22 protein-coding genes and 1 riboswitch are annotated in these 25,107 nt (G+C 36.6%); of the genes, 6 read left to right on the top strand and 16 right to left on the bottom strand.

Annotated elements, in window-relative coordinates; translation table 11 throughout:
* Positions 1 to 103: 103 nt before the first annotated feature.
* Entirely contained in the window at positions 104 to 2,008 is a 1,905-nt protein-coding gene (gene speA, locus JI723_RS06185) for a biosynthetic arginine decarboxylase (RefSeq protein ID WP_318708868.1), read from the bottom strand.
* Positions 2,009 to 2,698: 690 nt separating this feature from the next.
* On the opposite strand from speA, the gene metK reads away from it, so the two are divergent.
* Positions 2,699 to 3,853, top strand: a complete 1,155-nt coding sequence (gene metK / locus JI723_RS06180; protein WP_070925244.1) for a methionine adenosyltransferase — start codon at positions 2,699 to 2,701, stop codon at positions 3,851 to 3,853.
* Between the two features lie 227 nt (positions 3,854 to 4,080).
* Positions 4,081 to 4,836 carry a tetratricopeptide repeat protein gene (locus JI723_RS06175; RefSeq protein WP_070925243.1) on the top strand — a complete coding sequence of 252 codons (756 nt, stop codon included), beginning with the start codon at positions 4,081 to 4,083 and terminating at the stop codon, positions 4,834 to 4,836.
* A 256-nt stretch (positions 4,837 to 5,092) separates the two neighbouring features.
* Here the strand turns inward: JI723_RS06175 and JI723_RS06170 are convergent, their stop codons facing one another.
* From JI723_RS06170 to JI723_RS06150, 5 genes are all read right to left on the bottom strand, one after another.
* Entirely contained in the window at positions 5,093 to 6,007 is a 915-nt protein-coding gene (locus tag JI723_RS06170) for a LysR family transcriptional regulator (protein ID WP_070925242.1), read from the bottom strand.
* 280 nt (positions 6,008 to 6,287) lie between these two features.
* On the bottom strand, positions 6,288 to 7,994 hold the full coding sequence (locus JI723_RS06165) for a glycosyl hydrolase family 18 protein (protein ID WP_272580155.1): 1,707 nt from the start codon (positions 7,992 to 7,994) through the stop codon (positions 6,288 to 6,290).
* 475 nt (positions 7,995 to 8,469) lie between these two features.
* Positions 8,470 to 8,877 carry a DUF6691 family protein gene (locus JI723_RS06160; protein ID WP_272580156.1) on the bottom strand — a complete coding sequence of 136 codons (408 nt, stop codon included), beginning with the start codon at positions 8,875 to 8,877 and terminating at the stop codon, positions 8,470 to 8,472.
* Positions 8,878 to 8,881: 4 nt separating this feature from the next.
* Complete coding sequence (locus tag JI723_RS06155) at positions 8,882 to 9,319, bottom strand: YeeE/YedE family protein (RefSeq protein ID WP_337979845.1); 438 nt, start codon at positions 9,317 to 9,319, stop codon at positions 8,882 to 8,884.
* Positions 9,320 to 9,321: 2 nt separating this feature from the next.
* Complete coding sequence (locus tag JI723_RS06150; protein WP_272580158.1) at positions 9,322 to 9,648, bottom strand: ArsR/SmtB family transcription factor; 327 nt, start codon at positions 9,646 to 9,648, stop codon at positions 9,322 to 9,324.
* A gap of 104 nt (positions 9,649 to 9,752) precedes the next feature.
* On the opposite strand from JI723_RS06150, the gene JI723_RS06145 reads away from it, so the two are divergent.
* Positions 9,753 to 10,286: a SprT family zinc-dependent metalloprotease gene (locus JI723_RS06145; protein ID WP_272580159.1), complete on the top strand. Its 534-nt coding sequence runs from the start codon at positions 9,753 to 9,755 to the stop codon at positions 10,284 to 10,286.
* Positions 10,287 to 10,321: 35 nt separating this feature from the next.
* Here the strand turns inward: JI723_RS06145 and JI723_RS06140 are convergent, their stop codons facing one another.
* On the bottom strand, positions 10,322 to 11,338 hold the full coding sequence (locus tag JI723_RS06140) for a magnesium transporter (RefSeq protein ID WP_233445652.1): 1,017 nt from the start codon (positions 11,336 to 11,338) through the stop codon (positions 10,322 to 10,324).
* Positions 11,339 to 11,466: 128 nt separating this feature from the next.
* Positions 11,467 to 11,643, bottom strand: a riboswitch (M-box (ykoK) riboswitch).
* 586 nt (positions 11,644 to 12,229) lie between these two features.
* On the opposite strand from JI723_RS06140, the gene JI723_RS06135 reads away from it, so the two are divergent.
* Positions 12,230 to 12,466 (top strand): HEAT repeat domain-containing protein, encoded by a 237-nt coding sequence (locus tag JI723_RS06135; protein ID WP_070925236.1) that lies wholly within the window; start codon positions 12,230 to 12,232, stop codon positions 12,464 to 12,466.
* 158 nt (positions 12,467 to 12,624) lie between these two features.
* Here JI723_RS06135 and hcr read toward each other — a convergent pair whose 3' ends face one another.
* Both hcr and hcp read right to left on the bottom strand, forming a co-directional pair.
* Positions 12,625 to 13,629 carry an NADH oxidoreductase gene (gene hcr / locus JI723_RS06130; protein WP_272580261.1) on the bottom strand — a complete coding sequence of 335 codons (1,005 nt, stop codon included), beginning with the start codon at positions 13,627 to 13,629 and terminating at the stop codon, positions 12,625 to 12,627.
* A 63-nt stretch (positions 13,630 to 13,692) separates the two neighbouring features.
* Positions 13,693 to 15,345: a hydroxylamine reductase gene (gene hcp / locus JI723_RS06125; protein ID WP_272580160.1), complete on the bottom strand. Its 1,653-nt coding sequence runs from the start codon at positions 15,343 to 15,345 to the stop codon at positions 13,693 to 13,695.
* A 320-nt stretch (positions 15,346 to 15,665) separates the two neighbouring features.
* Here hcp and JI723_RS06120 point away from each other — a divergent pair, with 320 nt between their 5' ends.
* Positions 15,666 to 16,760, top strand: coding sequence for a porin (locus JI723_RS06120; protein ID WP_272580161.1), 1,095 nt, complete (start codon positions 15,666 to 15,668; stop codon positions 16,758 to 16,760).
* Between the two features lie 55 nt (positions 16,761 to 16,815).
* On the opposite strand, the gene JI723_RS06115 is transcribed toward JI723_RS06120, so the two are convergent.
* From JI723_RS06115 to JI723_RS06095, 5 genes are read right to left on the bottom strand one after another with little or no spacing between them, the layout of a single operon-like run.
* Positions 16,816 to 17,241 (bottom strand): NUDIX domain-containing protein, encoded by a 426-nt coding sequence (locus JI723_RS06115; RefSeq protein WP_140182821.1) that lies wholly within the window; start codon positions 17,239 to 17,241, stop codon positions 16,816 to 16,818.
* Between the two features lie 14 nt (positions 17,242 to 17,255).
* On the bottom strand, positions 17,256 to 18,515 hold the full coding sequence (locus JI723_RS06110; RefSeq protein WP_272580162.1) for an adenylosuccinate synthetase: 1,260 nt from the start codon (positions 18,513 to 18,515) through the stop codon (positions 17,256 to 17,258).
* A gap of 12 nt (positions 18,516 to 18,527) precedes the next feature.
* Positions 18,528 to 19,181, bottom strand: a complete 654-nt coding sequence (locus JI723_RS06105; protein ID WP_140186053.1) for an HAD family hydrolase — start codon at positions 19,179 to 19,181, stop codon at positions 18,528 to 18,530.
* Between the two features lie 10 nt (positions 19,182 to 19,191).
* Positions 19,192 to 20,286, bottom strand: a complete 1,095-nt coding sequence (locus JI723_RS06100) for a phosphoribosyltransferase family protein (RefSeq protein WP_272580164.1) — start codon at positions 20,284 to 20,286, stop codon at positions 19,192 to 19,194.
* A 29-nt stretch (positions 20,287 to 20,315) separates the two neighbouring features.
* Positions 20,316 to 21,083: a HisA/HisF-related TIM barrel protein gene (locus tag JI723_RS06095; RefSeq protein WP_272580165.1), complete on the bottom strand. Its 768-nt coding sequence runs from the start codon at positions 21,081 to 21,083 to the stop codon at positions 20,316 to 20,318.
* Between the two features lie 332 nt (positions 21,084 to 21,415).
* Between JI723_RS06095 and clcA the strand changes: the two genes are divergently transcribed.
* Positions 21,416 to 22,816 (top strand): H(+)/Cl(-) exchange transporter ClcA, encoded by a 1,401-nt coding sequence (gene clcA, locus JI723_RS06090; protein ID WP_272580166.1) that lies wholly within the window; start codon positions 21,416 to 21,418, stop codon positions 22,814 to 22,816.
* A gap of 42 nt (positions 22,817 to 22,858) precedes the next feature.
* Here clcA and tehB read toward each other — a convergent pair whose 3' ends face one another.
* Both tehB and JI723_RS06080 read right to left on the bottom strand, forming a co-directional pair.
* A complete protein-coding gene (gene tehB, locus JI723_RS06085; RefSeq protein ID WP_070925226.1) occupies positions 22,859 to 23,746 on the bottom strand; it encodes an SAM-dependent methyltransferase TehB in 888 nt (295 codons plus the stop codon).
* A 273-nt stretch (positions 23,747 to 24,019) separates the two neighbouring features.
* Positions 24,020 to 25,099: a linear amide C-N hydrolase gene (locus JI723_RS06080; RefSeq protein WP_070925225.1), complete on the bottom strand. Its 1,080-nt coding sequence runs from the start codon at positions 25,097 to 25,099 to the stop codon at positions 24,020 to 24,022.
* Positions 25,100 to 25,107: the final 8 nt, after the last annotated feature.

Genomic DNA, 25,107 nt, shown 5'->3' with positions numbered 1-25,107 from the left:
CCTCTACCTGTATTTGCATTTGCCAAATACATTGATTTATTAGGTTTTATTCACAGGATACCCTGTGATTGATTTAAAAAATCTAATGGCGATTTATCGCAAATTACTCGTCTTCTAAATAAGTATAGCCATAAAGGCCTGCTTCAAATTCTTCAACAAAATCTTTTTGCAGCTGTTCGCTTAAACCAGTCCCTTTCACTTGCTCAGTAAAGCTTTCTAACAAGACTTCAGGAACTAATTTTACATATTGCAGCATATCCGCGACTGAATCGCCTTCTTCACTTTGCAAATAACGAAGGTTGCCTTGGCTATCAACCCATACATCGATTGCTGCGGTGTCACCAAACAAATTGTGCATATTACCTAAAATTTCCTGATAAGCACCAATCATAAAGAAGCCAATCATTGGCGGATTTTCAGGGTCATAAGCAGGCATTGGCATGGTAGTTTCAACACCATCACCATCAACATAGTGATCAATAATACCATCTGAATCGCATGTGATATCCAACAGTACTGCACGACGGTCTAGCGGCTTATCTAAACCTTCAATAGGTAACACAGGGAAGACTTGATCAATCCCCCATGCATCAGGTAACGATTGGAATAACGAAAAGTTCACATAAAACTTATCGGCCATACGCTCTTGTAACTCATCAATTATTGGGCGATGCGCTCGATTGCTTGGATCCAAATCTTGCTGAATACGACGACAAATATTTAAATAAAGTTCTTCCGCCCATGCGCGCTGGGTTAAATCCAATACGCCATGAGCATACTGTGTATGCGCTTCTTGTAAGTCAAACTGGCTATCATGAAGCCATTCACGTAATGAGCGGCTATTGCCTTGGTGCTGCATCGACTCCCATGTTTCCCATAAAGAAATCAATGAACGTGGTGCATCTTCATCAGGTGGAGATGTTTTAGTAAATTCATTACGCTCTACCCCAATCACATTAGATACCAATACGGTATGATGTGCAGTTAATGCACGGCCAGACTCAGTGATCACCGTTGGGTGAGGTAAATCAAACTCCTCACACGCATCACCTATCGCCCAAATGACATTATTAGCATATTCGTTTAACCCGTAATTGACAGAGCAATCAGACTGGGAACGAGTACCTTCGTAGTCAACGCCGAGGCCACCACCAACATCAAAGCATTGAATTTGTACCCCAAGACGATGCAATTCAACGTAAAAACGTGCTGATTCACGAACCCCTGTCGCAATATCACGAATATTCGCCATTTGTGATCCTAGGTGGAAATGCAATAATTGCAAACTCTCTAAACGACCTGCATCACGTAATATTTCAACTAACTGTAGTACTTGCGTTGCCGCTAGCCCAAATTTAGATTTTTCTCCGCCACTAGCTTGCCACTTACCTGAACCTTGTGATGCTAAACGTGCTCGAACACCTAAACGAGGTGTAACATTCAAGCTCTCCGCTTCCTTCAGCACCATTTCAATTTCAGACATTTTCTCGATAACCAGATAAACTTTGTGTCCGAGTTTTTCGCCAATTAATGCTAAACGGATATACTCGCGATCTTTATAACCATTACAAACAATCACTGTGCGAGTACGACCTGCGTTAGCGAGAACTGCCATCAATTCGGCTTTTGAACCCGCTTCTAACCCAAGAGGTTCACCTGAATTAACTAATGACTCAATGACACGTCGTTGCTGATTAACCTTAATAGGATATACCAGAAAATAGTCACCCTTATAACCGTATGATTCACGCGCACGCTTAAAGGCCGCATTAATGGAACGCAAACGATGCTGTAAGATTTGTGGGAAGCAGAACAACGCGGGTAAACGCAGGTGTTCCTGTTCCTCTTGTACTTGATAGACAAGCTCAGCAAGATCGATGGATGTTTCTGGGTTATCAGGATTAGGGCAAACACAGACATTTCCGCGCTCATTCACCTGATAGTAACCACCGCCCCAATATGCGATGTTGTACGTCTGGCGCATTTTACGAGCGATATTATCATTCATAACAAACTCCTAATATGGAGGGGTGAGTGACGCTTTCTCCGGCCAGATAGAACCCCGTCATATGACGTGGTGACACTAGGCAGTTATGTCGGGGAAACAGCTATTACTCGGATTAATTAAAGTGCTTAGAACATCTAAACGGTGACAAATACGACCATTAGGCTGGCAGTTTACCTACTGGTAGCCAAGGGTGTACTGAGAAAGTGACGGTAACTTCGTGAAGAAGTAAAGAAGGACAGGAAAGTAAAAGCCAAAAACACACGGCGATCCGCGTATAGCTGTTGGTTACTGTTATTCAGTAGATTATGGATCATCACCCATTAACCCCCAATATAACTGTTTAATCTTCATCAATAATGAAAAAGATAAACACTCCTGATAGATAGCAGGCAATTTATATACCTACTCGTATATAACGGAATATATCTAACTAACCATTACGGTCGCTGTTTATACATTGATTGAGCAGAAATTGCAAAACGTTATTGCTTTGTTCGAAATAAAATTAAGCAAAAGACTTTTTTTTTGTTTGTATTCTCTAAAAACTATTCATCTTTTTCAAAGAGTAACAGTTAGTGTTCACTCTCTTTTAATAAAAACAGGTGGCACTTTCCATGTTAAGCGATTAAAATAGACGTCTAGATGTTAAAACATCCAATTACAATCTGCGAATTCTAAGGTATTAATTTCATGGCGACACATCTCTTTACTTCTGAGTCTGTATCAGAGGGGCATCCAGATAAAATTGCCGATCAAATCTCTGATGCGGTTCTTGATGCAATTCTTGAACAAGATCCAAAAGCTCGCGTTGCTTGCGAGACTTATGTTAAAACAGGTATGGTGATGGTGGGGGGAGAAATCACCACCAGTGCCTGGGTTGATATAGAAGAAATTACACGTAAAACTGTTCGTGAAATTGGTTACACCAGTTCAGATATGGGCTTTGATGCAAACTCATGCGCCGTTTTAAGTGCAATTGGTAAACAGTCACCTGATATCAATCAAGGGGTTGACCGCGCAGATCCTTTAGAACAGGGGGCTGGTGACCAAGGTATTATGTTTGGTTATGCAACTAATGAAACAGATGTTCTGATGCCTGCGCCGATTACTTTTGCACACCGTTTAGTACAGCGCCAAGCTGAAGTTCGTAAAAATGGCACATTGCCGTGGTTACGCCCTGATGCCAAAAGCCAAGTCACTTTTCAATATGATGACAACAAAATTGTCGGTATTGATGCAGTTGTTTTATCGACCCAACATTCAGAAGATATTAAACAACAAGATTTGCATGAAGCCGTTATGGAGGAGATTATCAAGCCAGTGCTTCCAACAGAATGGCTAGCCCCAACAACCAAATATTTTATTAACCCAACTGGACGTTTTGTTATCGGTGGCCCTATGGGTGACTGTGGTCTAACTGGCCGTAAAATCATTGTTGATACCTATGGCGGCATGGCTCGTCATGGTGGTGGGGCATTCTCAGGTAAAGATCCGTCTAAAGTTGACCGTTCAGCAGCTTATGCAGCGCGTTATGTTGCTAAAAATATTGTAGCTGCGGGCTTAGCTGATCGTTGTGAAATTCAAGTTTCTTATGCTATTGGTGTGGCAGAACCAACCTCAATCATGGTAGAAACATTTGGTACAGGCAAAATCCCTGAAGCCCAGTTAGTACTACTTGTTCGTGAGTTCTTTGATTTACGCCCATATGGCTTAATTCAAATGTTGGATTTACTCCATCCAATTTATCAGCAAACAGCATCATATGGTCACTTTGGTCGTTCACAATTCCCATGGGAAAAAACTGATAAAGCCGAAATCTTACGTAATGCAGCTGGTTTAAAGTAACCGTAAATAAAAAGTTCGAGGTGTAGCTAAACGATCAATATATGATCCGCTAAAAGTATAACTGGCATAGCACACCTCAACGCAGAACGCTGCAATTAGAAGTATCATGAACTCACATAGACCCTACAATAATGTAGGGTTTATTTTTCAGGTAATTCTTGTTGTTAGCAAAGCGACTTATGTCATTATAACCTGCTAACAGTTAATCCCCATTTATAGAGGCCACTATGCCAATTATTGGTGCCCTACTCTATTTTATTCCAGCTATTTATTTTGCTGTACATGTTGTCAAAACACATCAAAATTCATACTGGCTATTTATTTTATTTGTATTCCCTATTTTAGGTTCTATTGTCTACGCTTTAGTTATTTGGTTACCTTCTATTCGCTACTCTCGTCATGGCTATAAACTAGAAAACACCATCAGAAAACAGTTGTTTTCGGGTAAAGATCTCAGTGAAGCGAATCGTCAATATCAGCTAAGTCCAACAACAGAGAACTGTGTTGCACTTGCTGAAATACTAGCAGATCAACAAAAATACCAAGAAGCCGCCAAATATTATGTCGAATCGTTGCAAGGAATAAATCAATACTCTCCAGATATTATGCAAAAATATGCTCAAGTGCTGTTTGATCTAGGCGATTATCAAAATTGCCGTGACACACTTGATTTACTTTGTGAGAAGAACCCTAATTTCACGTCTCCAACAGGCCATTTTTTATATGCGAAAGTATTGGCTAAGTTAGGTCTAATTGAAGAAGCCAATCAAGAATTTCGTGCATTGCTACAATATAAAGAACGCATTGAATACAAAGCTATTTATGCCGAGTTTTTATTCGAAAATCAACGTCAAAATGAAGCAATGCCTCTCATTGATGAAGTCATCAAAGAGTATAATCTTTTACCAAAATCAGCAAAAAGCTATAATAAACAATGGTATCAATTAGCATTGAAAATAAAAAATAATAAAAGGCTTGAATAAACGTCTTAACACCTGGAATCTATGCTCTAAAGAATTTAAATTACATATCAGCGACCAGCGAATAAACCACTAGTAGCATAAGTCACAATATAATGAGTGGCGAGTGAAAAAACTCACTATGCTTTAGCGAAAAACGCTGCAACTTGAAGTAAAACGAGCTATCAGTTAATCCTAGTGGCATTAGCCCTCTGCCACTAGGATTTCTAAAACAATAAAACCAACCTAATAACATGAAAGCCAATAAATATCTTTACTATTATGCTGTTGATAGGTTTTCGGTAAAACTAGATGCATCAATTTTTTTTATCAGCCTTTCTTTCCACCAAGAAAAATGCCCCCCTTTACTTGCCGGGTGCCAAGCAAGCCAAATAAATTGATCATCTTTTGGTATTTCTACTGGAACTATCACTAGCTCTTGTTTTTTTAATTCATTCTTTATATGAGATGGACAGATAAAACCATAACCAATACCTCTCTTAATCAAGATTAATTTACTTTCTAAATCACAGACTAATATTTGTTTTTGTAGTATTAATTCCTTTTCTCTATTAAATGATAATTCATGGCTACTATCTGCAATTTCCACATGAATATCATTTAGTAATTGCTCTCGTGTTATCACTTTATTTTTAGAGGCAAAGGGGTGTGATGGTGAAACACAGAGAGCAAAACTAAGTTTGCCAAGTAATTGCATTTTTGCTTTTACATTTTCAGGTACATTACCAAGCGCAATAATAAAATCAGCTCTATTTTCTTTTAATGCGTCCCATGCACCTGTCATCGCTTCTCGTTGTATAGATATATGAATATTTCCACTAGTATTAATATAATCGCGGATATCTTGTACAAAAATATCTAGTGGCAAAAATTTTTCAACCACAATGCGAATTTGATTATCAAGTGTTGGAATATTTCTAACTCTATTTTCTAGATCTTGAACCGCATTCAATATCCAAGCCCCCTCTTGCAATAAAAATTCGCCTTCTTTTGTTAATCGAATTATTGGGCCGTTGCGATGAAACAACTTAACTTTCAATCGACTTTCTATATTCAATACTTGATAAGAAATTGCCGATGGAGTTTTATGTAACACATCCGCCGCTGTTGAAAAAGAACCTGTTTTTTTGATAGTATTTATTATATTAATTGCATCCACGGATAATCTAGTCATATAAGCTCCGATTAATTTAAAATAGCTAATACAATGATTTCAGCGCATGAATATTAGATAACTACATATATAGAACTATCATAATATTAATAATAAAAAATCTAGAAACATCCTAATCTAATTACTTAATAAGAATAAGTAATTTAAATTGATTTGTAATTAATAAATAAAAGCAAAATAAAAATATTGACCAAATAAAATAATAGAACATATATATTTAAATACTTTTTTGTTAAATATATGGGAATGTATCCCCTATATAGATTATGATAATCATTCATCATTTTAAGGTATTGCCTAAGCTCGAGTTCATACTATTAAGAATATCACCATTATCGGCATCAATTTCCCATGAAAATAATCCGCCTAGTTTGTTATCTAAAACATATTTACCTTTCGCCTTAACAGAACGTTCGTCATCAAAAGTAATTAAATCGCCTGTTGATGCTTTAAATACATACGGTGTTTCCGCTACCGTATCGTAGTTATACGTCCACAAACCAATCATATATTGGTTTTTTATTTGCCGATAATCGACAACACCATTTTCCCATGTACCAGCGACTGGCCCAGTTGCTTTCCCTGTAAATGGATTATCACCCACATAGCTATTAACCCCTGTCCATCCTCTACCATACATTGCCGCCCCTACAACAATTTTTTGCGGCGCGACACCTTGAGCTAACAAAGCATTTACCCCATTTACTGTCGTGTATTCAGTATCAGGTCTCCAACTAGATGCATTAAGTGCTGTATGGTAACCAAGCGTATTTAAATTAAATGCGCCATAAAAGTCATAGCTCATCATAAATAAATGATCGACTGATTTTTGTACTGTACCAAAATCCACTTTATCTATTTTGACTTTAGCTGCACTAATTGCCGAAGTTAATTCGTACTCACGCCCTGTTTCTTTTTCCAACCCATCTAGCATCGCGCGAAGTTCTTGCATTAATAATAAATAAGTTTCGCCATCTTTATCTGATGCTAATACAGTACTAGCGCCATTTTCGCCAGGATATTCCCAATCTATATCAACACCATCAAAGAATTTCCATGTCAGCAAAAATTCTTTTACCGAACTAACAAAAATATCGCGCTTTGATTTATCTTTCATCGCATAGAATGGATCAGATAATGTCCAGCCACCAATTGATGGAAGTACTTTTAAATCAGGATAGGCTTTTTTTAAGGCCATTAACTGACCAAAGTTTCCTTGGTAAGGCAAAGTGGTTCCGGTTTGAGGTTTATTAAATGCAGCCCACTGATCATGAATACTTACTTTATAATCCGCCCTACCCAAACATGATGTCTGTAATGTTTCAAAACTATTCTCAATTTGTTTTAAACTATCATTAATACCATGACCACCACATATGGGAATAAAGCCATAAAGAATATGGGTTAAATTTTGTGCCGGTATTTTGTCTACAGGAAATCCTCGTAAATATACTCCCCACTCCACAAAGTAAGCCGCAACAACTTTTCCAGAGTTTTGTGTATAAGCTTTATTATTTTCTAATAAAGGTGTTTTAAGCATCGCTATTTCTGTTGGCTTTAAATGAATACCATCAGTATCTTTAACAATAAGCTCTTTCGGGTCACTAAGAGTACATTCATCTCCGTTACAAAAAGCAACAGTGACTTGATATATTCCCCCCTTAGTCACCTCAACTGCTGTGACACCATATCCCCCCATACTCGGGATACTTTGTACCAACTGCCCATTAAAATACACTTTAACTGTCGTTCCAAAATCACCATTCCAGTTAGTCACGGCCCATTCAATTGGAATACTTACTACGGTTTTTCTCTTGATCGCCGCTTCATAATTTGTTGCGGCTGATATATCAACGAAAGCATAGTTTGTATGATTCCAATTTGAGTAAGGATCTACAACAGGTTTTACAGGAAAAGCAGCATAAGCATATTGACTTGCTAAATAACTCACAACAGCAATCGATAATAATTTATTTAACGTAACCATTTCTTTCTCCTTAAATTAGAGAAAACAAGTTATTATGTCTTTTATTTTTCTTTCATTCGTGTCTAGTATCAACATCATTTGTTTGATACGGCATAAACATTAGAGGCTCAGCTGTATGACTGTAAATGAGAGAAAATGGTATAGCAGCTAATAGTGAAGAGTCTAAAGAATGTAATAAGACGGAATTTTGAAATCGATTTTTCATCATTCACCTCTTTTATTGGTTAAGATAAAAATATCCACATCAGTTTTATTAAATCCACGTTCTACTGACCACTAATATTATTATCAATTTTAGAGGTGCTCTTTATGAATAAATCGATGCAATAAATTAAATATTTATCATGATAAATATTTTTTTTACTAAGGATGAGTAACTTTATATGTAATGTATCTCTATGTGACATCTTTTTATTCTAATAATTTATATTTTAAATCATTAGAATAAAAAGCCCCAATATAAAAGGGCTTGCTTTTATTTTTTGAATATCTGAAAAATGGACATACCTGCTATCATAGCTAAGGTAAAAATAATTCCCTCCGTTACCCCCATCCCTGTCAACAATAATGCAGGCCCAGGACAAATCCCCGCGATCCCCCAGCCTAACCCAAATAATACGCTACCAATTATCAAGGGCTTATCGATTTTTGTATTCTGTGGGATTTGTATAGGACAATTGAGCACACTCATTTTACGTTTTTTAGCTATCGCAAAAGCAATAGCACTGACTACCATTGCTACTGCCATTGTCACAAGTAAAGAAGGATCCCAATTTCCTGTAACATCTAAGAAACCAAGAATTTTAGCAGGATTTCCCATACCGGCTAAAAGTAGCCCAAGGCCAAATAACAAACCTGATATCAATGCAACGATAATAGGCATCTATTTATCCTCTTAATCCAAATGTATTAACAATCGCAACTGTCGCAAATGCAACAATCATAAAAGTCATCACTGCCACAATTGAGCGGCGAGAAAACCTAGCCATACCACAAATACCATGTCCACTAGTACAGCCGCTGCCTAAGCGAGTCCCAAATCCCACTAATAATCCTGCAATAATGATGAAAGGTGTACTCGTCGAAATAATGACTTCAGGCGCATAGAAAAAGAAACTAAAGATAGCTGGTGCAACCATAATTCCCACAATAAATGCCACCTTCCATGCGGTATCCCCCACAATAGGTTTTAATATGCCTCCTAAAATACCGCTAATACCCGCTATTCTGCCATTTAAAAGCAATAAAGTTGAAACAGCCAATCCAATTAATAAACCACCGATGGCTGCTGACCATGGAGTGAAATTAGCCCAATCAATAGACATGATTATTTACCCTCTTTCGGACAATAAAGTGTGTAGAGTGTGTTCAGTAAAATAAACAGTTTTTCATCGGCGATTGCGTAGTAAATACGTTTACCTTCACGCCGCGTTACTACAAGACCTTCATTTCGTAGCACGGTCAGTTGTTGAGATAATGTAGGTTGTTGTATTCCTAGTGATACCTCAAGATCACTCACGCACGCCTCTCCTTGCGTCAATTGGCATAACAAAAGTAAACGATCCGGATTACCTAATATTTTTAAAAGCGTTGAAGTTTGTGTTGCCGCTAATTTCATTGCGTCCAGTAGTTCACTTGAAAGTGGCTTTGTCATTATGTCTTCTCATTATCAATATCATAAATTATAATATATATTTTGATATAATGAGTGTCAATAACACTTGTTTACCTGCCATCGCTTGTATTAAGCTTAGTTGTATGAAAACACTTCGTGTCCCCATCAATCTACAGCAAAAAGTTATGCGCACTTTGCGAGCAAAACTTATGTTAGCTCAGCAAAAACTCGAACAACATATTCCAGAACCCATAATTAACTATAAACAACGCGGAACAACCGCTGGTAGTGCCTATTTAAAAGAATGGGAGATCCGCTTAAATGCCGTACTGCTTTTAGAAAATGGTGAGAATTTTATTGATGAGGTGATCCCCCATGAGCTGGCACATTTATTAGTTTATCGTGTGTATGGGCGGCAAGGTATTGCACCGCACGGTTCGGAATGGAAGTGGATGATGGAACATGTGCTTGAAGTGCCTGCAAGCCGGACCCATTGCTTTGAGATTACGTCGGTAAAGAGCCGTACTTTTCATTATCACTGTGCCTGCCCTATTACACACGAATTAACCGTGAGAAGGCATAACAAAGTTGTTCGAGGGGAAAGTCAGTATTTGTGCCGAAAATGTGGTGAGATATTAAAACAAGGAGCAAATATAGCTGCGACAGATATTAAATAGATTGGATCTATCGCAGCCAAAATCAACTGATAAGCTTAGGCAAACTCTGTCATCACCAATTTAGCAATTTCAAAGTAAATAATTAAACCCGTACCATCGATAAAAGTGGCAATAAAAGGTGCCGATACTACAGCGGGATCCACTTTTAGCTTCTTCAATACCATTGGAATAATTGAAGAAACAATGGCACTCCACATGGTAATTGCGATAATCGTCAAACTCACCACAATCGTTACTTCAGCACCAACACCAAGTATCCATGCCCTTATTAAAGCTGCCGCACCAATTGTAATGGCGACTAAAAAAGATGTCGAAACTTCTTTTTTCAGCACAGCACCGACATTACGTAAGCTCACTTCGCCCAATGCCATGGCTCTAACAAGTGTAGATGTAATTTGTGTACCGCTGTTGCCGCCTGTTCCAATCAATAATGGAATAAAGAAAGCCAGTGAGATAGCCGCTTCTAGTTGTTCTTCAAACGCTTTTAATACTGTCCCTGTATACGCCTCAGCGACGAATAACATGAGCAACCAAACCACTCGTTTACGCCACAATGTGACTGGGCTGGTTGATAAATAAGGTTCTTCAAGTGGCGTTGTAGCGCCTTGAAGCTGTGCATCCAACGTATTCTCATCTTCAATCAATTCAGCAATATCTTGAGGACGCAATACCCCCATCAATTTACCAAACTGCACAACAGGGATCATATCCAAACCACTGTGATTGATCAGGTCATAAACATCATGACGTGATTGTTCTGGAGCAACGGAAAAGTAATTATGTCTCATAATATCAGAGACGTGCAAACCTTCATCTGCCGCTAACAGCGATTTAACGGAAAGTATACCATTTAGATAATTATCCTGATCAACAACAAATAAAAATGTTGGAATTTGTTCACCATCAAGATGTTCAATCAAACTTTTTTTTACACAAGCAACTGAATCTGCAATAGAAACAGGTAAATACGACTGACTCATGTAAGCGCTTACTGTTGAGTCATCAATTTTCGGTTGCTGTGAATTGTTGTTTTTTAGGCGTGCGCCTTTCATTGCGGACTGAGCAATTGCTACAGTTCCCGCTTTATTCTGGGAAGTGAATGTCATTTTTTTAGTCCCTAGTTACTGTTGGTTACTCAAACAGTACTCACATAGGGGCGAAACCAGATGAGAGAATGCGATGGCTATCTCCACGTCTCGGTTTTAGCACTATACAACGTATCTCATTATAAAATAATGAGAAGTTACATGGGGATATACCTTCGTTCGATATATCCTGTCCTGATCTTGGGCGTCTCTCGACGTCGTCAGATCAGCAACCTGTGTTTGTATAGGAGCCTCGCCTAACGAGATACTGCACTTTTAATGCGTCGCGAATTATAACCATTGAGATGTTAATTACCACCCCAAAAAAAGGGTTAATATCGAATAGCCATTATTCTGTTTAGGATTTGTTTAAGTTGATGTATAACAACAATTCCCACCGAAACAAAATGTAATAAAATATGAATTTATATTTCAAAAAGATTAGTACTGTCTATAATTAACTCATACTAAACAGTTTTTTGGAGTTGTAGCACTATCCCGTTATAAAATAAGATAAAGGCGTAATTGCATTTAACCATTACGATGATTAATTGAAAAGTAATATTGTATATATTAATTTGTATTATTATATATTTTAAAATAATCTTATTTTATAGTATAAAAACCCTAATTAAGGGTTAATTAAGTCATGTGCCTATAATTACTTTATTTATAAGGATGTCGCCTTAGAATAATTTAAGTAAGCGAATGCACTTAAGTATTTATTAAACTCGAAAAACAACCACTTTCAGTTACACTTCAAAATAAAATAATAAAAACATATATTAATTTAGTCTTTAATATATTTTATTTTACATTAGAATAGTGTTAAGTTAATTAAAGAGTGAAGATTTGATTATGGACAAGACCATTGTCGGCATGCTGACAAACCTGACATTTAGGGGTAATGACGAGATAAAAATCGCTGCAATATCAGCTTTAGGTGATTATAAGGCGACAATTGAGTATGAAGAAGCCATCGTGCGTATTATTAATCTATGTCAGGACCCAAATAAAGAGATTGCAGTCTCAGCGATCAATACATTAAGTAAATTATCTATTTACTTTATGCATGATGGTAGTTATTTCAAGTAAAGATGCCTAATATTTAAAAAATTAGTCTGTTTATCACATTCTAATTCAATATTTTTCAATACGTTTATTTAATTAGGCATTAATACATAGACTACTGTCTCATTAATTCTATAAAGAATGAGACAGTCCATATATTTTTAGTGATACTAAAAAATACCCTAGGCTATTTCTGTATCACCTTGTAGTTGGCAGCTGCATGCTAATACATAACCATTTGCTATTTCTTCAGCCGTTAATGTCATAGTGCTACTTGTTATATAATTACCAGATAAAACTCTGGTTTTACAACTACCACAAACCCCCGCACGACAAGCTGCAATAACTGGTTGTTTATTTTGCTCTAAAGCAGAGAGTAAAGATGTACCAACTGGTACCTTAAAATTCATCAAACGGTGACGTATTTTTAAACTTAAGGTATCTTCACTTTCAATTGGTTCTGGATCTAACGAAAAACGTTCCATAAAAAAATGTTCAGCAGGAACGCCAAGATTTTTCGCAAATTGCTGGGCATTCTTCATATAAGGTGTTGGCCCGCATGTCATCACGACTCTAGAGCGAATATCAGGCACTAAAGCAAACAGTTTTTCTTGTGTTAAACGCCCTTCTGCGATTCCACCATGGTCAGGGTGTTCAGCCATAGTACACAATTGTAATCTCGGAGAATATAAATTAACTAGTTGTTGCCACTCATCAGCAAAAATAATTTGCTGCTGATCACGCACATTAAATAGAACTTTTACATCCGCTTGAGGACGATTTGCCATTAACCAACGTACCATTGACATAATGGGGGTTACTCCACATCCAGCCGCTAGCATCAAATATTGGTTACTGTTAATTTCTGCACAAGTAAACTCCCCTTGTGCATCCGAAAGCCACAAATAATCTCCTGGTTTAACTGAATTCGTTAACCAACATGAACCGACCCCATGATCCAACCGCCTAACGGTGATAGTAATAAAGCGACTTTGGCCTGGAGTAGAAGATATTGTGTAAGCACGCATTATTTCATCACTGTTTTTAATGCTTACTAATGCATACTGCCCAGGCGAATAAGTGTAAAAATCGTGATTGATTAAGTTAATCGTCCATACATCAGATGTTTCTTGATGAATAGAATGAATTTGCATTCTATTGGGACATAAGCTGCTTGGCATTGTCATCTTATCACTCCACTTGGTAGGGGGAATTATCATTCCCCCCTCTTTCATATTACTTTTTAAAAATTACGCAGGTAGGATTTCAGCTAAATCTTGTTCAACCGTTGTTATACTACGCATACCAAATTTCTCATTTAGTACATTCAAAAGATTTTCAGTTAAAAATCCAGGCGCAGTTGGTCCGGTATAAATATTTTTAACACCTAATGCCAAGAGCGTTAATAAGATAACAATTGCTTTTTGTTCAAACCAAGACAAGATCAAGCTAAGAGGTAGATCATTTACGCCACATCCCAATTTTTCCGCAAGATTAACTGCAAGCATAATTGCTGAGTAAGCATCATTGCATTGCCCAACATCGAGTAAACGCGGTAAACCTTCTAGTGTGCCGAAATCTAATTTATTGAATCGATATTTACCACAAGCTAATGTCATAATTAAACAGTCATTTGGCACACTGCGAGCAAAATCAGTATAATAACTACGCTCACCACGACTACCATCGCAGCCACCCACTAAAAATACATGGCGTAATTTTTTCTGTGCAACTAAATCAATAACGGTATCAGCCGCACTTAATAATGTTTGACGGCCAAAACCAACTGTAATTTTGTGCTCTATTTCAGTGTATGGGAAACCATTCATCGATAACGCTTGAGCAATCATTTCAGAGAAATTATCTCCAGTTAAATGTTTTGCTCCAGGCCATCCAACAATGCTGCGCGTCCAAATGCGATCTTTGTATTGCCCAACATCAGGATCAATAATGCAGTTTGATGTCATGAGTACAGGACCTGGGAATTTAGCAAACTCTACTTGCTGATTTTGCCAGCCACTACCGTAGTTCCCAACAAGATGAGAGTATTTTTTAAGTTCAGGGTAACCATGCGCTGGTAGCATTTCACCATGTGTATAGATATTGATCCCTGTACCTTCAGTTTGTTCTAGCAACATTTTCAGGTCTTTTAAATCATGACCTGAAATAAGGATACATTTGCCCGCGACAGGACGTACATTAACTTCTGTTGGGATCGGATGTCCAAACTCACCTGTTTCACCGGCATCCAGTATTTCCATCACTTTAAAGTTCATCATGCCAATGGCCATTGCGTTATCAAGCAGCTCATTCATATCAGTGGGTAACGTACCTAGCCATGCCATTATTTGATGATATTGTGCATAAATTTCATTGTTATATTGTCCTAAAACATGAGCATGCTCCATATAAGCAGCAGCCCCTTTCAGACCGTATAAACACAGCATGCGTAAGCCATGGATATCGTCACCAACACGCGCTTTATCAATATCTAATGCAAATTCTTCAGCTTGCTTTTGTAACGTTGCAATATCATTACTGTTTAACTGAAGATTAATTAACGGGTGATTGAAGACAATTGCACTATTTTTTGCTTGGCACTGCTTAATTAATTTGTCTCGCAGATATATCGCTTCTCTTGCATAACCAATAATACGTTCTGAATCAAAGTTAACATTGGTTAATGTTGAAAAAAATGCACGTGGAGCAAAACTATCTACATCATGATCGATAATGCCTAACTCGCGCGCTACCACTGCGCTAGCAGATAAACTTTGCAATACCGCAACTAATAGATCTTGCAAGTCAGACGTTTCAGCCGTTTTACCGCACATACCCTGCGCGTATGCACAGCCATTGCCAGCTGGAGTTCTAATTGTTTGTTCACATTGCACACAGTACATGTTTGTTGCCTCATAAGTTGCATTTGAAATACAACATTAAGATTAAACCTTTTTGACTAATAAGGAAGTGCGATTACAGACTATCTGAAGATTTATTGATCTAAATTAAGATTTAAATTTAATGAGAATCATTCACAGTTATCCATCTAATAAAGCAAGAAAAATTACTTTTATTATTCTGCAGTTAAAAATATCGATGTCATCGTCATCAAATTAACACTTGCACATTTTGATTTACTCAATTGATAATACCTTTACGTAACTTATTTAAGTGCGAAAAATACCATTTATTCAGTTAATCATTTTAAGGATTTATTATCATGAAGCGAAATATCCTTGCAGTTACAATCCCTGTATTAATAGCTTCTAGCACAGCAAATGCAGCCGAAGTGTATAATAAAGATGGGAACAAGTTTGATGTGTATGGACAAATTGATGTTCGACATTATCTTGCAGATGCTAAAAGTGGTGAAGATGGTGATGATTCAAGAGTGCGCCTTGGTTTTAAAGGCGATACACAGATTACAGATCAACTCATCGGCTTTGGCCGCTTTGAATGGGAAACCCCTACTAACAAATCAGAGAGTGATAACGAAACACAAAATCGTTTAGCCTATGCCGGTTTAAAGTTTGCCGATTATGGTTCACTTGATTATGGTCGTAACTACGGTGTGATCTACGATACCAATGCTTGGACCGATGTATTACCGCTTTGGGGCGCTGATACTATGGATCAAGAAGATACATTTATGATGGGGCGAAACCGTAATTTATTAACTTATCGCAATAACAATGCGTTTGGTTATATTGATGGGCTCAGTTTTGCATTACAGTATCAAGGAAAAAATGGCGATCAAAATAAATCAGCTAGCGACAGTGCACTAGATAATAATGGCGATGGTTATGGTTTTTCAACAGCCTATGAGCTAGGTTGGGGTATTTCGATCGGTGGCGGTTATTCAAATTCATCTCGTACACCAAGTCAAAATAACTCAGCAACAGGCGCTACAGGTAAACGAGCTGAAGCATGGAATATTGGCAGTAAATTAGAACTTGATGACATCTATTTAGCGGCAATGTATGGACAAACTTTAAATACAACTCGCTTTGGTGATGATAAGCATGAAACCACTGCGAATAAAACAGAAAACCTTGAATTAGTTGCGCTATATACATTTGATTTTGGTTTAACGCCATCTATTGGCTATAACCAATCTAAAGGCAAAAACTTAGGTCGCTACGGTAGTAATGACTTAGTTAAATATATTGCTGTCGGTGCAGCTTATGATTTTAATAAAAATATGTCCGCAGTTGTTGATTATAAAATTAATTTACTAAAAGACAATGAGTTTACTCGTGATTATGGCATCAATACAGATAATGTGTTGGGACTAGGTTTGATTTATCAATTCTAAAATAACTTATACGTTCACCTCATTGTGAAGACATGATGAGGTGATATTAATTTACTTATGAACGACAGAACATCATTATAGGATTATTAAATTTAATTTTTTGATCTTGCGATAGTGGAATTAGCCAAGATAAATTTGAAATAATATTTATAGGTAGTTGATATACAGAGTGTAAACTCACAATTTCTTTTTCAACTGTCTTTACCTGATTAAATTTTTCACTGTAGGTATAAAACATATATACACGATAATTATTTGAATTAGTTAAAATCAAAAAACATTGCCAGTCTGATAATTTCGTTATTACACCTGTTTCCTCAAAGAATTCTCGGACTATAGCATGATTAGCACTTTCTTCAGCTTCAATTTTTCCTCCCACGCCATTAAATTTTCCTTTTTGCCATTCTGGTTTATTTTTGTTGATCAGTACTACCTGTGAACCATCAGGGGAGTACATAAAACCTGTTACATAACTGATCATGGGACCCTCTTTGTTTAGCTACAAATAATCGTTTTTTCTCTATCTGCACCATATGAAATATAACGAATTTTTTTATTTGTTTGTTCTTCAATAAAAGATAAAAAAATCTCTAATGATTTTGGGAGTTGTGACCTATTTTGATAACATTCATTTAAAGGAGGCCAACCTGAAAATTTACGGTATATTGGTATAGCCTCAGCCAGATCTAATAGAGCTTCATCACATGAAACTGATTGGCCCTCAACCATATAATCTATTGCAATATAAACTTCATCAAAGCCTGCCAATACATCCACATTTGTTATTGCGAGTTCCGTAACGCCATTAAGCTCGATCGCTTGTTTAATTAAATTTAAATCTAACCAACCACATCGCCGCGGACGCTTGGAAACTGTGCCGTATTCATTTCCTTTTTCACGCAGTGTCTCTGCAATTTCATTATTCAATTCGGTCGGGAATGGCCCATTACCCACTCTTATCATATACGCTTTCATAACGCCTAAAATATGAATAGGTGAACTTGGGATCCCTATGACTGAAAAACAGCTTTGCACTAAAGTTTGATAAGCAACAGTATAAGGATAAGACCCAAATGCATTATCTAAAAATGTTGCTTGAGAGGTCTCAAGTAGTACATCTTCATTTCGATTAATTAGCTGACGAATTTTCTTATCTGTAAAAGACAGGTAAGGTTTTATATATTGGCATTGTTCATGCAGCACATCTAACGTTGTTTCAAAACTTAGCGCAACCTCACCATTAAAGACATATTTAATTTGCTTCTCACGTAACTGCCACAAAAAAGCTAATTTATCTCTTAAACGATCTTTATCAAGGGCATCACAGAGCCTAATCCCGTGACGGTTAGCTTTATCTTCAAAACAAGCGCCTATACCGACCCCGACCGAGCCTATTTTTCGTTTGCCTTTAAAATATTCAGATGCATGATTTAATAAGGCATGTATAGGCAATACAATATGACATCGATAGTCAATACAAATAGAAACATCTTGATAATTTGCTTTAAAGCGTTCTATTTCATCTATTAAAATTTCAGGGCTAATAAGTGCACCTTGGCAAACAAATAAGTTACGTTGATGCAAAGTAGCTGGTAACTGAGAAAATGACAGACGCTTATTTTTAACTTGAACACTGTGCCCTGCATTTGCACCTCCATTAAACCTAACAATATTATTCATTTTTGCAGAAAGGTAATCAACAAATTTTCCTTTCCCTTCATCTCCAAATTGTAATCCTATGACAGCATGTAGCATACCTCCTCCTATTTAAGTAATTCTTTCAGCTAAAATAGCAGCTTCGACTAATGAATTAACAACATATGCCCCCGTTGCTAATAATTTTTCCTCGCTATGAGTTCCTCCAGTATAAAGAATCGATTTTGCGCCAGCATCAAATGCCGATAATGCATCATCGGTAGAATCACCAATCACAACACAATCACTAGGTGAAATATTTAATTTTTCAATGTGTGATGCTAATTGTTTTGACTTACCAAACTTTAAAAGTTGTGAGCTTCGCCCGTGAATTAAATTGAAATATTTACCTACTTGAGTATTACATACACTTAAATCAAGATCGTCTTGTTCCATTAATGAACAAACTGATTGAGTTAGATTTTTTAATTGCTGATATTGTAAAGCTTTAATAGCATCCTTACACAGTTTCGCTTTTCTAACCTCTGGTTTATAATAATAATTAAAAATATTCCCAATTTTTTTCCATTCAATTTTTGTTGGAGTACGACCTAATACATTATGATAAAATTTCTGAATGGGAACCGAGTAATATTGTCTATATTCATTTAACGTCAATGGCTTAATATCTAAGCTAATAAACACTTGATTAGCTGCAAATAAAGAAATATTAACATCATCTAAAAGAGTTCCATTCCAATCCCATATAATATGTGTTTTTTTCATAGTTCCTCTTTTATGTTGGATCCTCAATAAATAAACTAAACCTATTAAATAGTGCTAAAAGTCTTTTTTCCGCTGGAAATATTTTATACAATATTGATATCATTTTTAATGAATAATTAGCCCAATCTTCTGTTGTAACGCCACATACTTCCAATGCATTTTTTTCTTTATCTTTTAATATATTAAGCAACTCAAAATGCCTAAAACACCATGGTGTTAACTCCGTCATAAAGTTTAGCTCAAATATCTGATCTTGATGTTTATACACCTTACACCTAAAAAATTTTTCCCAATGTAATTCCGTTGCATATGTTGATATAGAACAGTCTGTTATTGCATTTAAATATTGTTTAGCTTTATTTAAGGTTACCCCACTACCACAATTATCATCTATCAATAATATATTCCCTTTATCCAACCAATTTTTATATAGCGGTATTGATTTACCAATATTTCTCTCATCATAATAAGAGATTTTTATGATACTAAGAGGCTTATTTAAATAACAACTTGCTATCGCTGCGCAACTAATCCCACCCAATGCAATACCGACAATATAATCATACTGTTTTTTTAGATAACTAACTGATGATAAGGAAATAAAATGATTGTCTGCTTCAATTTGTTCCCGTGGAAATTTTAACTCTAAGCTAGGATCAATCGAAATTCCCTCTAACTCATCGGTATATTTAGGTAAAGGCTTTCCTTGAAAGAAACAGATAATTGTATAAGCACACCAATTAATTGCTCTGATATAATTAAATAAAATACTTTCAAAACTATCATAAGCTCCTATAATAAAATCAGCTAAACGAACCAATTTAGAGAAAACATGATCTACAATCACATACTTTATAATTTTTTCCGCAGCCATATAAGGAACCATCAAATATTTATTTTTTAAAACTTTTATTTGATGGATCATTTGGTTGCAATTTAACTTCTCGTAATAACTTTGCCCTCGACTATTTAGCATACCATTATTATAATGAAATAATTCAGGAGAATATCTATATGCTTTATAAAATAGGCTATTATCCACAGGATAATATAATGCACCTAGCAAGCTTATATTCTCCATTTTAATAGAAAATATTTTTCCCATAAATGCACTCTTAATCAAGATTAATTAAATTATACTATCGATAAAATACTAGGTATATTTATTATACCTATATGAAGTGCTTGCCCAAGTATCACACCTTCAATACCTAGCTCTCGCATGTCAGATAATGTGATAATATCATTTAAAGATGAAACACCACCACCAGCAATAATAGGACTATCAGTTTTAGTACAAACTTTTTTTAATAAATCAAAATTTGGTTTACTTAACATTCCGCCTTTTTCAACGTCTGTGACGACATAACGTAAGCAGCCTAACTTATTTAATTTGTCTAATACTGGCCACAATAAACCACCATTCACTCTCCATCCTCGGCTCGTTAAGTAATAATCACCATTAATTTGTTTAACATCTAAAGCAATAGCGATTTTATTACCATGTTCTTTGATTACCTTTTCACACCACTTTATATTTTCTAATACCGCAGTACCAATATTTACTCTTTCGCATCCTAAATTCAATGCACGCTCAAGTGTTCTATCGTCCCGTATTCCACCACATACTTGAGCACGAACATGCGACATTGAAATTGCCTGTTTCACCGCTTGATAATTATCACCAGTACCTGCTGCTGCATTTAAATCAACGATATGTACTTTTTTTGCTCCTTCATTCTGCCATTTGTTAATAACTTCAGTCGGTGTTCCAAGGATCATCTTACTGACGTGAGATTGGTCATAAGAGTTTTCTAACGTCATTTTGATTGCAGCTTGTGAAACCATAGCAAAACCAGACACGATATCAATTGATGGGTAAATATCGAATGGAGTGGTCATACTTACCCCCTTATTGAAACTGAATGTAGACGCTAGATATTAATTCACTGATTATTTAGCTTACAAATTCAATAAAGATCAGTTTCTATTCATTGTTATCATTATTGAAATAAATCATTCCCTACATGCAAATAATTAGGCTTATATATTGAATTTCATACACATTAAAATCGTATTTCAATAGTTATAAAGTGCTGGTACTTTCTCTATAACTCATTTTATTTCTTAAATAAAATACCTACCCATATTTTTATGATATGGTTGCCTTATTCTTTGTTATGCTAGAATTATTGTTGTTTTGTCACCAATCATAAATAGAGAGTCATAAAGAGATGTCCGAACAAAGTCCTATTAGTCAGTCCGCGATGAAGTATCGTTTCGGAATACTCAGACGATTAAAAGAATCCAATAAAACTCCACTTGGTATCTTATTATTGGCCGCTTTGATTGGCGCATTTGTTGGCCTAGTAGGTTCTCTTTTTGAATTGGGTACTACGTGGGTCAGTAACTATCGCAGTAGTACCGTTAGTCAATATGTCACTGATAAATGGCTAATCATCCCAGCAATGTTTGCAGTATCAGCCATACTCGCCATGATTGGTTATTATCTTGTCAAAAAGATATCGCCTGAATCAGGCGGCTCTGGTATCCCTGAAATTGAAGGTGCTCTACAAGATTTGCGACCTGTTCGTTGGTGGCGAGTGATCCCTGTAAAGTTTTTTGGTGGATTAGGTGCTTTAGGCTCAGGTATGGTACTTGGTCGTGAAGGCCCAACAGTCCAGCTTGGGGCAAATATTAGCCAAATGTTTTATGACATTTTCCGTGTTAAAAATAATGAGTCACGCCATACTTTATTAGCTGCTGGTGCAGCAGCAGGTTTATCAACTGCCTTTAATGCTCCTCTTGCAGGTATTTTATTTGTTATTGAAGAAATGCGTCCTCAATTCAAATATAGCCTCATTTCTATTAAAGCAGTATTTATTGGTTCGATTACATCAACCATCGTGTATCAATTAATCAGTGGTCAGGCTGCAATCTTAAATGTTGGACATTTTTCATCAGCTCCATTAAATACACTTTGGCTCTACTTAATTCTAGGCATGCTATTTGGCGTTATTGGTATTTGTTTTAATAATTTCTTACTTTACTTGCAAACAAAATTCCTCGCATTCTATAAAGATAAAGTTTCTCGGTTTGTGCTCATGGGTGGCCTAATTGGTGGCTGCTGTGGGGCGATTGGTGTGTATATGCCAGAAATTGTTGGTGGCGGTTTTTCAGTGATCCATCAGATGATGGCAGGTAGTTTCACTGTGACTATCCTATTGTTATTTTTCGCTCTGCGTTTTTTAACCTCTACAATTAGCTTTAGCTCAGGAGCACCTGGCGGAATTTTCTCCCCACTTCTCGCATTAGGTACGCTTTTCGGTGGAATTTATGGTTACTGTATACAAGAAATATTTCCTGATTATCCGATTGAGATTGGAACTTTTGCTATTGCGGGTATGGGGGCATTATTTGCCGCAACAGTACGAGCGCCACTAACCGGTTTAGTTTTAGTACTTGAAATGACAAGTAATTATCAGTTGATTTTACCGATGATTATTACTTGTTTAGGAGCAACTATGGTTGCACAGCTACTTGGTGGCAGACCGCTCTACTCGGTTTTATTAGAAAGAACCTTGCAAAGAAGTTCACAGCAAAAATCAAATGACCAAGCAAAAGCAACAAACTAAGCTTAATGATTTAGCGGGATACTCATGTATCCCGCAATAATATTATTTTTTCTTCGCAATCAATGTCGCAAAATTAAGTTTAATACGGTTACCATCCGCATCAGTGCGATGCAAATGTCCAGGATCTTCGTTGTACTTTAAAATTTCCCAATCTTGATAATACTCTTGAAGCTCACCGGCTTTGAGGAAACATTTGAATGGGATCAAATCAAGTGGTGCATCTGGTGTTTCAACTGGGCAAACAATTAAATTAATACCGCCAGATAATGTGTGCGCCTGCATATCGGCAATAACATTAGCAATGTTCTCTCTCTGTAAAAACATTAGAACAACCGTCGATATAATCAGGTCATAGTCACCTTTTATTTGATGGCTATTAATATCATAAACGGCGGTCTTGATATTTTCGATCTCTGCTTGTCTTTTTACAAACTCAATTGCTTGAATGTGTTGTGGGTTAATATCCACAGCAGTGACATCATAGCCTTGCAGAGCAAGATAAAAACTATTACGTCCGCGTCCTGAGCCGAGATCAAGCGTTTTACATGGTTGAGATAGGTGATTTTCACATAAAAATCTGACTTCCGAATGCGGGATAGTCAATCCATATTCTTTATAAAATTTAATCTCTGGCTGACATAAAAAAGAGAGCTGGCATTGCATATCATCACTACAAGCAGCAATTCGGTGCCAAACTTGTGGAGCAATAAGTGGCGGTTGATTATTCACATCAAATGTAAATTTCTGCTCACTGCCATCATCAGCAAAAATGATAAAATCTAGCGTTCCTGCTAAAACACGAAGCTGAGCATAAGTATCCTCTTTCGTGTTATGTCTATCTTGAAACATCAACGGAAGAGACGCTTTATCCCATACAGGCATCGTTTTGTAGCAAACTAATTCACTCATACCATCACCTTTAAGTTGCATATTAAATACATCTTATAGTTTTATTGAATAAGCTGCAAAGGTTTCATGATGAGATAGATATTGACTTGATTAAAATCAACCTTCTGTTTATTCGGAACGTTCAGACTGCTGAAAAACGTATTATATTTGGTGGCAATGAATAAGATTTTGAAATTAATAAGTAAAATCAACTCATTGATTTTCGACTGAGAACACGAAGTGGGAAAAAACACTTTTATCCCACTTCGTCAACGATTTCAATCTTCTGTTTACTCAGAAGGTTGTCGAAAAAACTTAATATCCAAGTTGTTTCGCAGAAAGCCCTAGGAACTCAAATGGTTTACTATCAACATACTCTTTGGTCGCATCACCTGAAAAAATATGATCCTGCTCTACACCTAAATCTAATTTTTTAACCTTACCTGTTTCAGCTGAAAAGTCGATTTTCTTCAAATCCGTCCAAAAAATATTTGGGGTTAGCGCTGATTCAAAAAAGTAGAGTTGGCGTTTATGGTCAACAAGCGTCCGCCAACGCGTTGATGAAATTTCTGGAGAATTTTCTGTTGTTAAACCATAAGGAACTGAGACATTACGAATAACACCAAATACACTGGCTACCGCTTTATTTGGCGTTGTGTGTTGTGGGATGGCATTAATATAAAATTGAGCTCGGGCAAACCTATCCGCTGAACGATTCGTCCCAGGTAACATGACTGTACCACCAATTCCTTGCCAATATTCCTGCATCGCTAGCTGTTTCTCGTAAGTCGGAGAGTTTGTCATCACCTGATATTGGCGGCTGTGGTGGATCACTTGTTTACCATCAATATATTCAATAATTGCACTATCACCGCTCGCATCTGATAATGATAAGTGCAATGTCGCCAAGCGATCTTGACCCGGTACGTTATCGGTCATGACCACTAAAGGTGTTTTTTCCAGTGCCTCTACAGCTTCAGCAACAGATGCATAATTATCAAGCATATATTGTGCCCATAGAGAAATAGATAATGCAGGCTGCTTATCATCCGCTTGTGGATACTTAGATTCTGCTAACCATAAAAGATTAGTAACTAAACCTTTTTCATTAACACCATCTGTTGTAGAAATATCATAACCAGAAGCAATCACGCTGCCATATTTGGATTTCCATTTAAGAGAATTAGGCCCAGCAATCCCATCTCTTTCCATACCGCGAGGAAAAATCCATAAATTAGTTCCAATATCATATTTCCAATCCATTGTTCTTGCGGTCATGGTTTGCTGATCATCGCCTAAATAAACCACTCTAGTACAAGCTTGGGTGACGATTGAAGGGACGTATACCGCGGCCGCTGTTAGCAGAGCAACCATACTTTTCTTAACAAATGACATCCTACCTC

The sequence above is a fragment of the Providencia manganoxydans genome, from assembly GCF_016618195.1.
GTDB lineage: Bacteria > Pseudomonadota > Gammaproteobacteria > Enterobacterales > Enterobacteriaceae > Providencia > Providencia manganoxydans.
The sequence above is the reverse complement of the archived record's forward strand: the minus strand, read 5'-3'. Positions and strand labels throughout refer to the sequence as shown.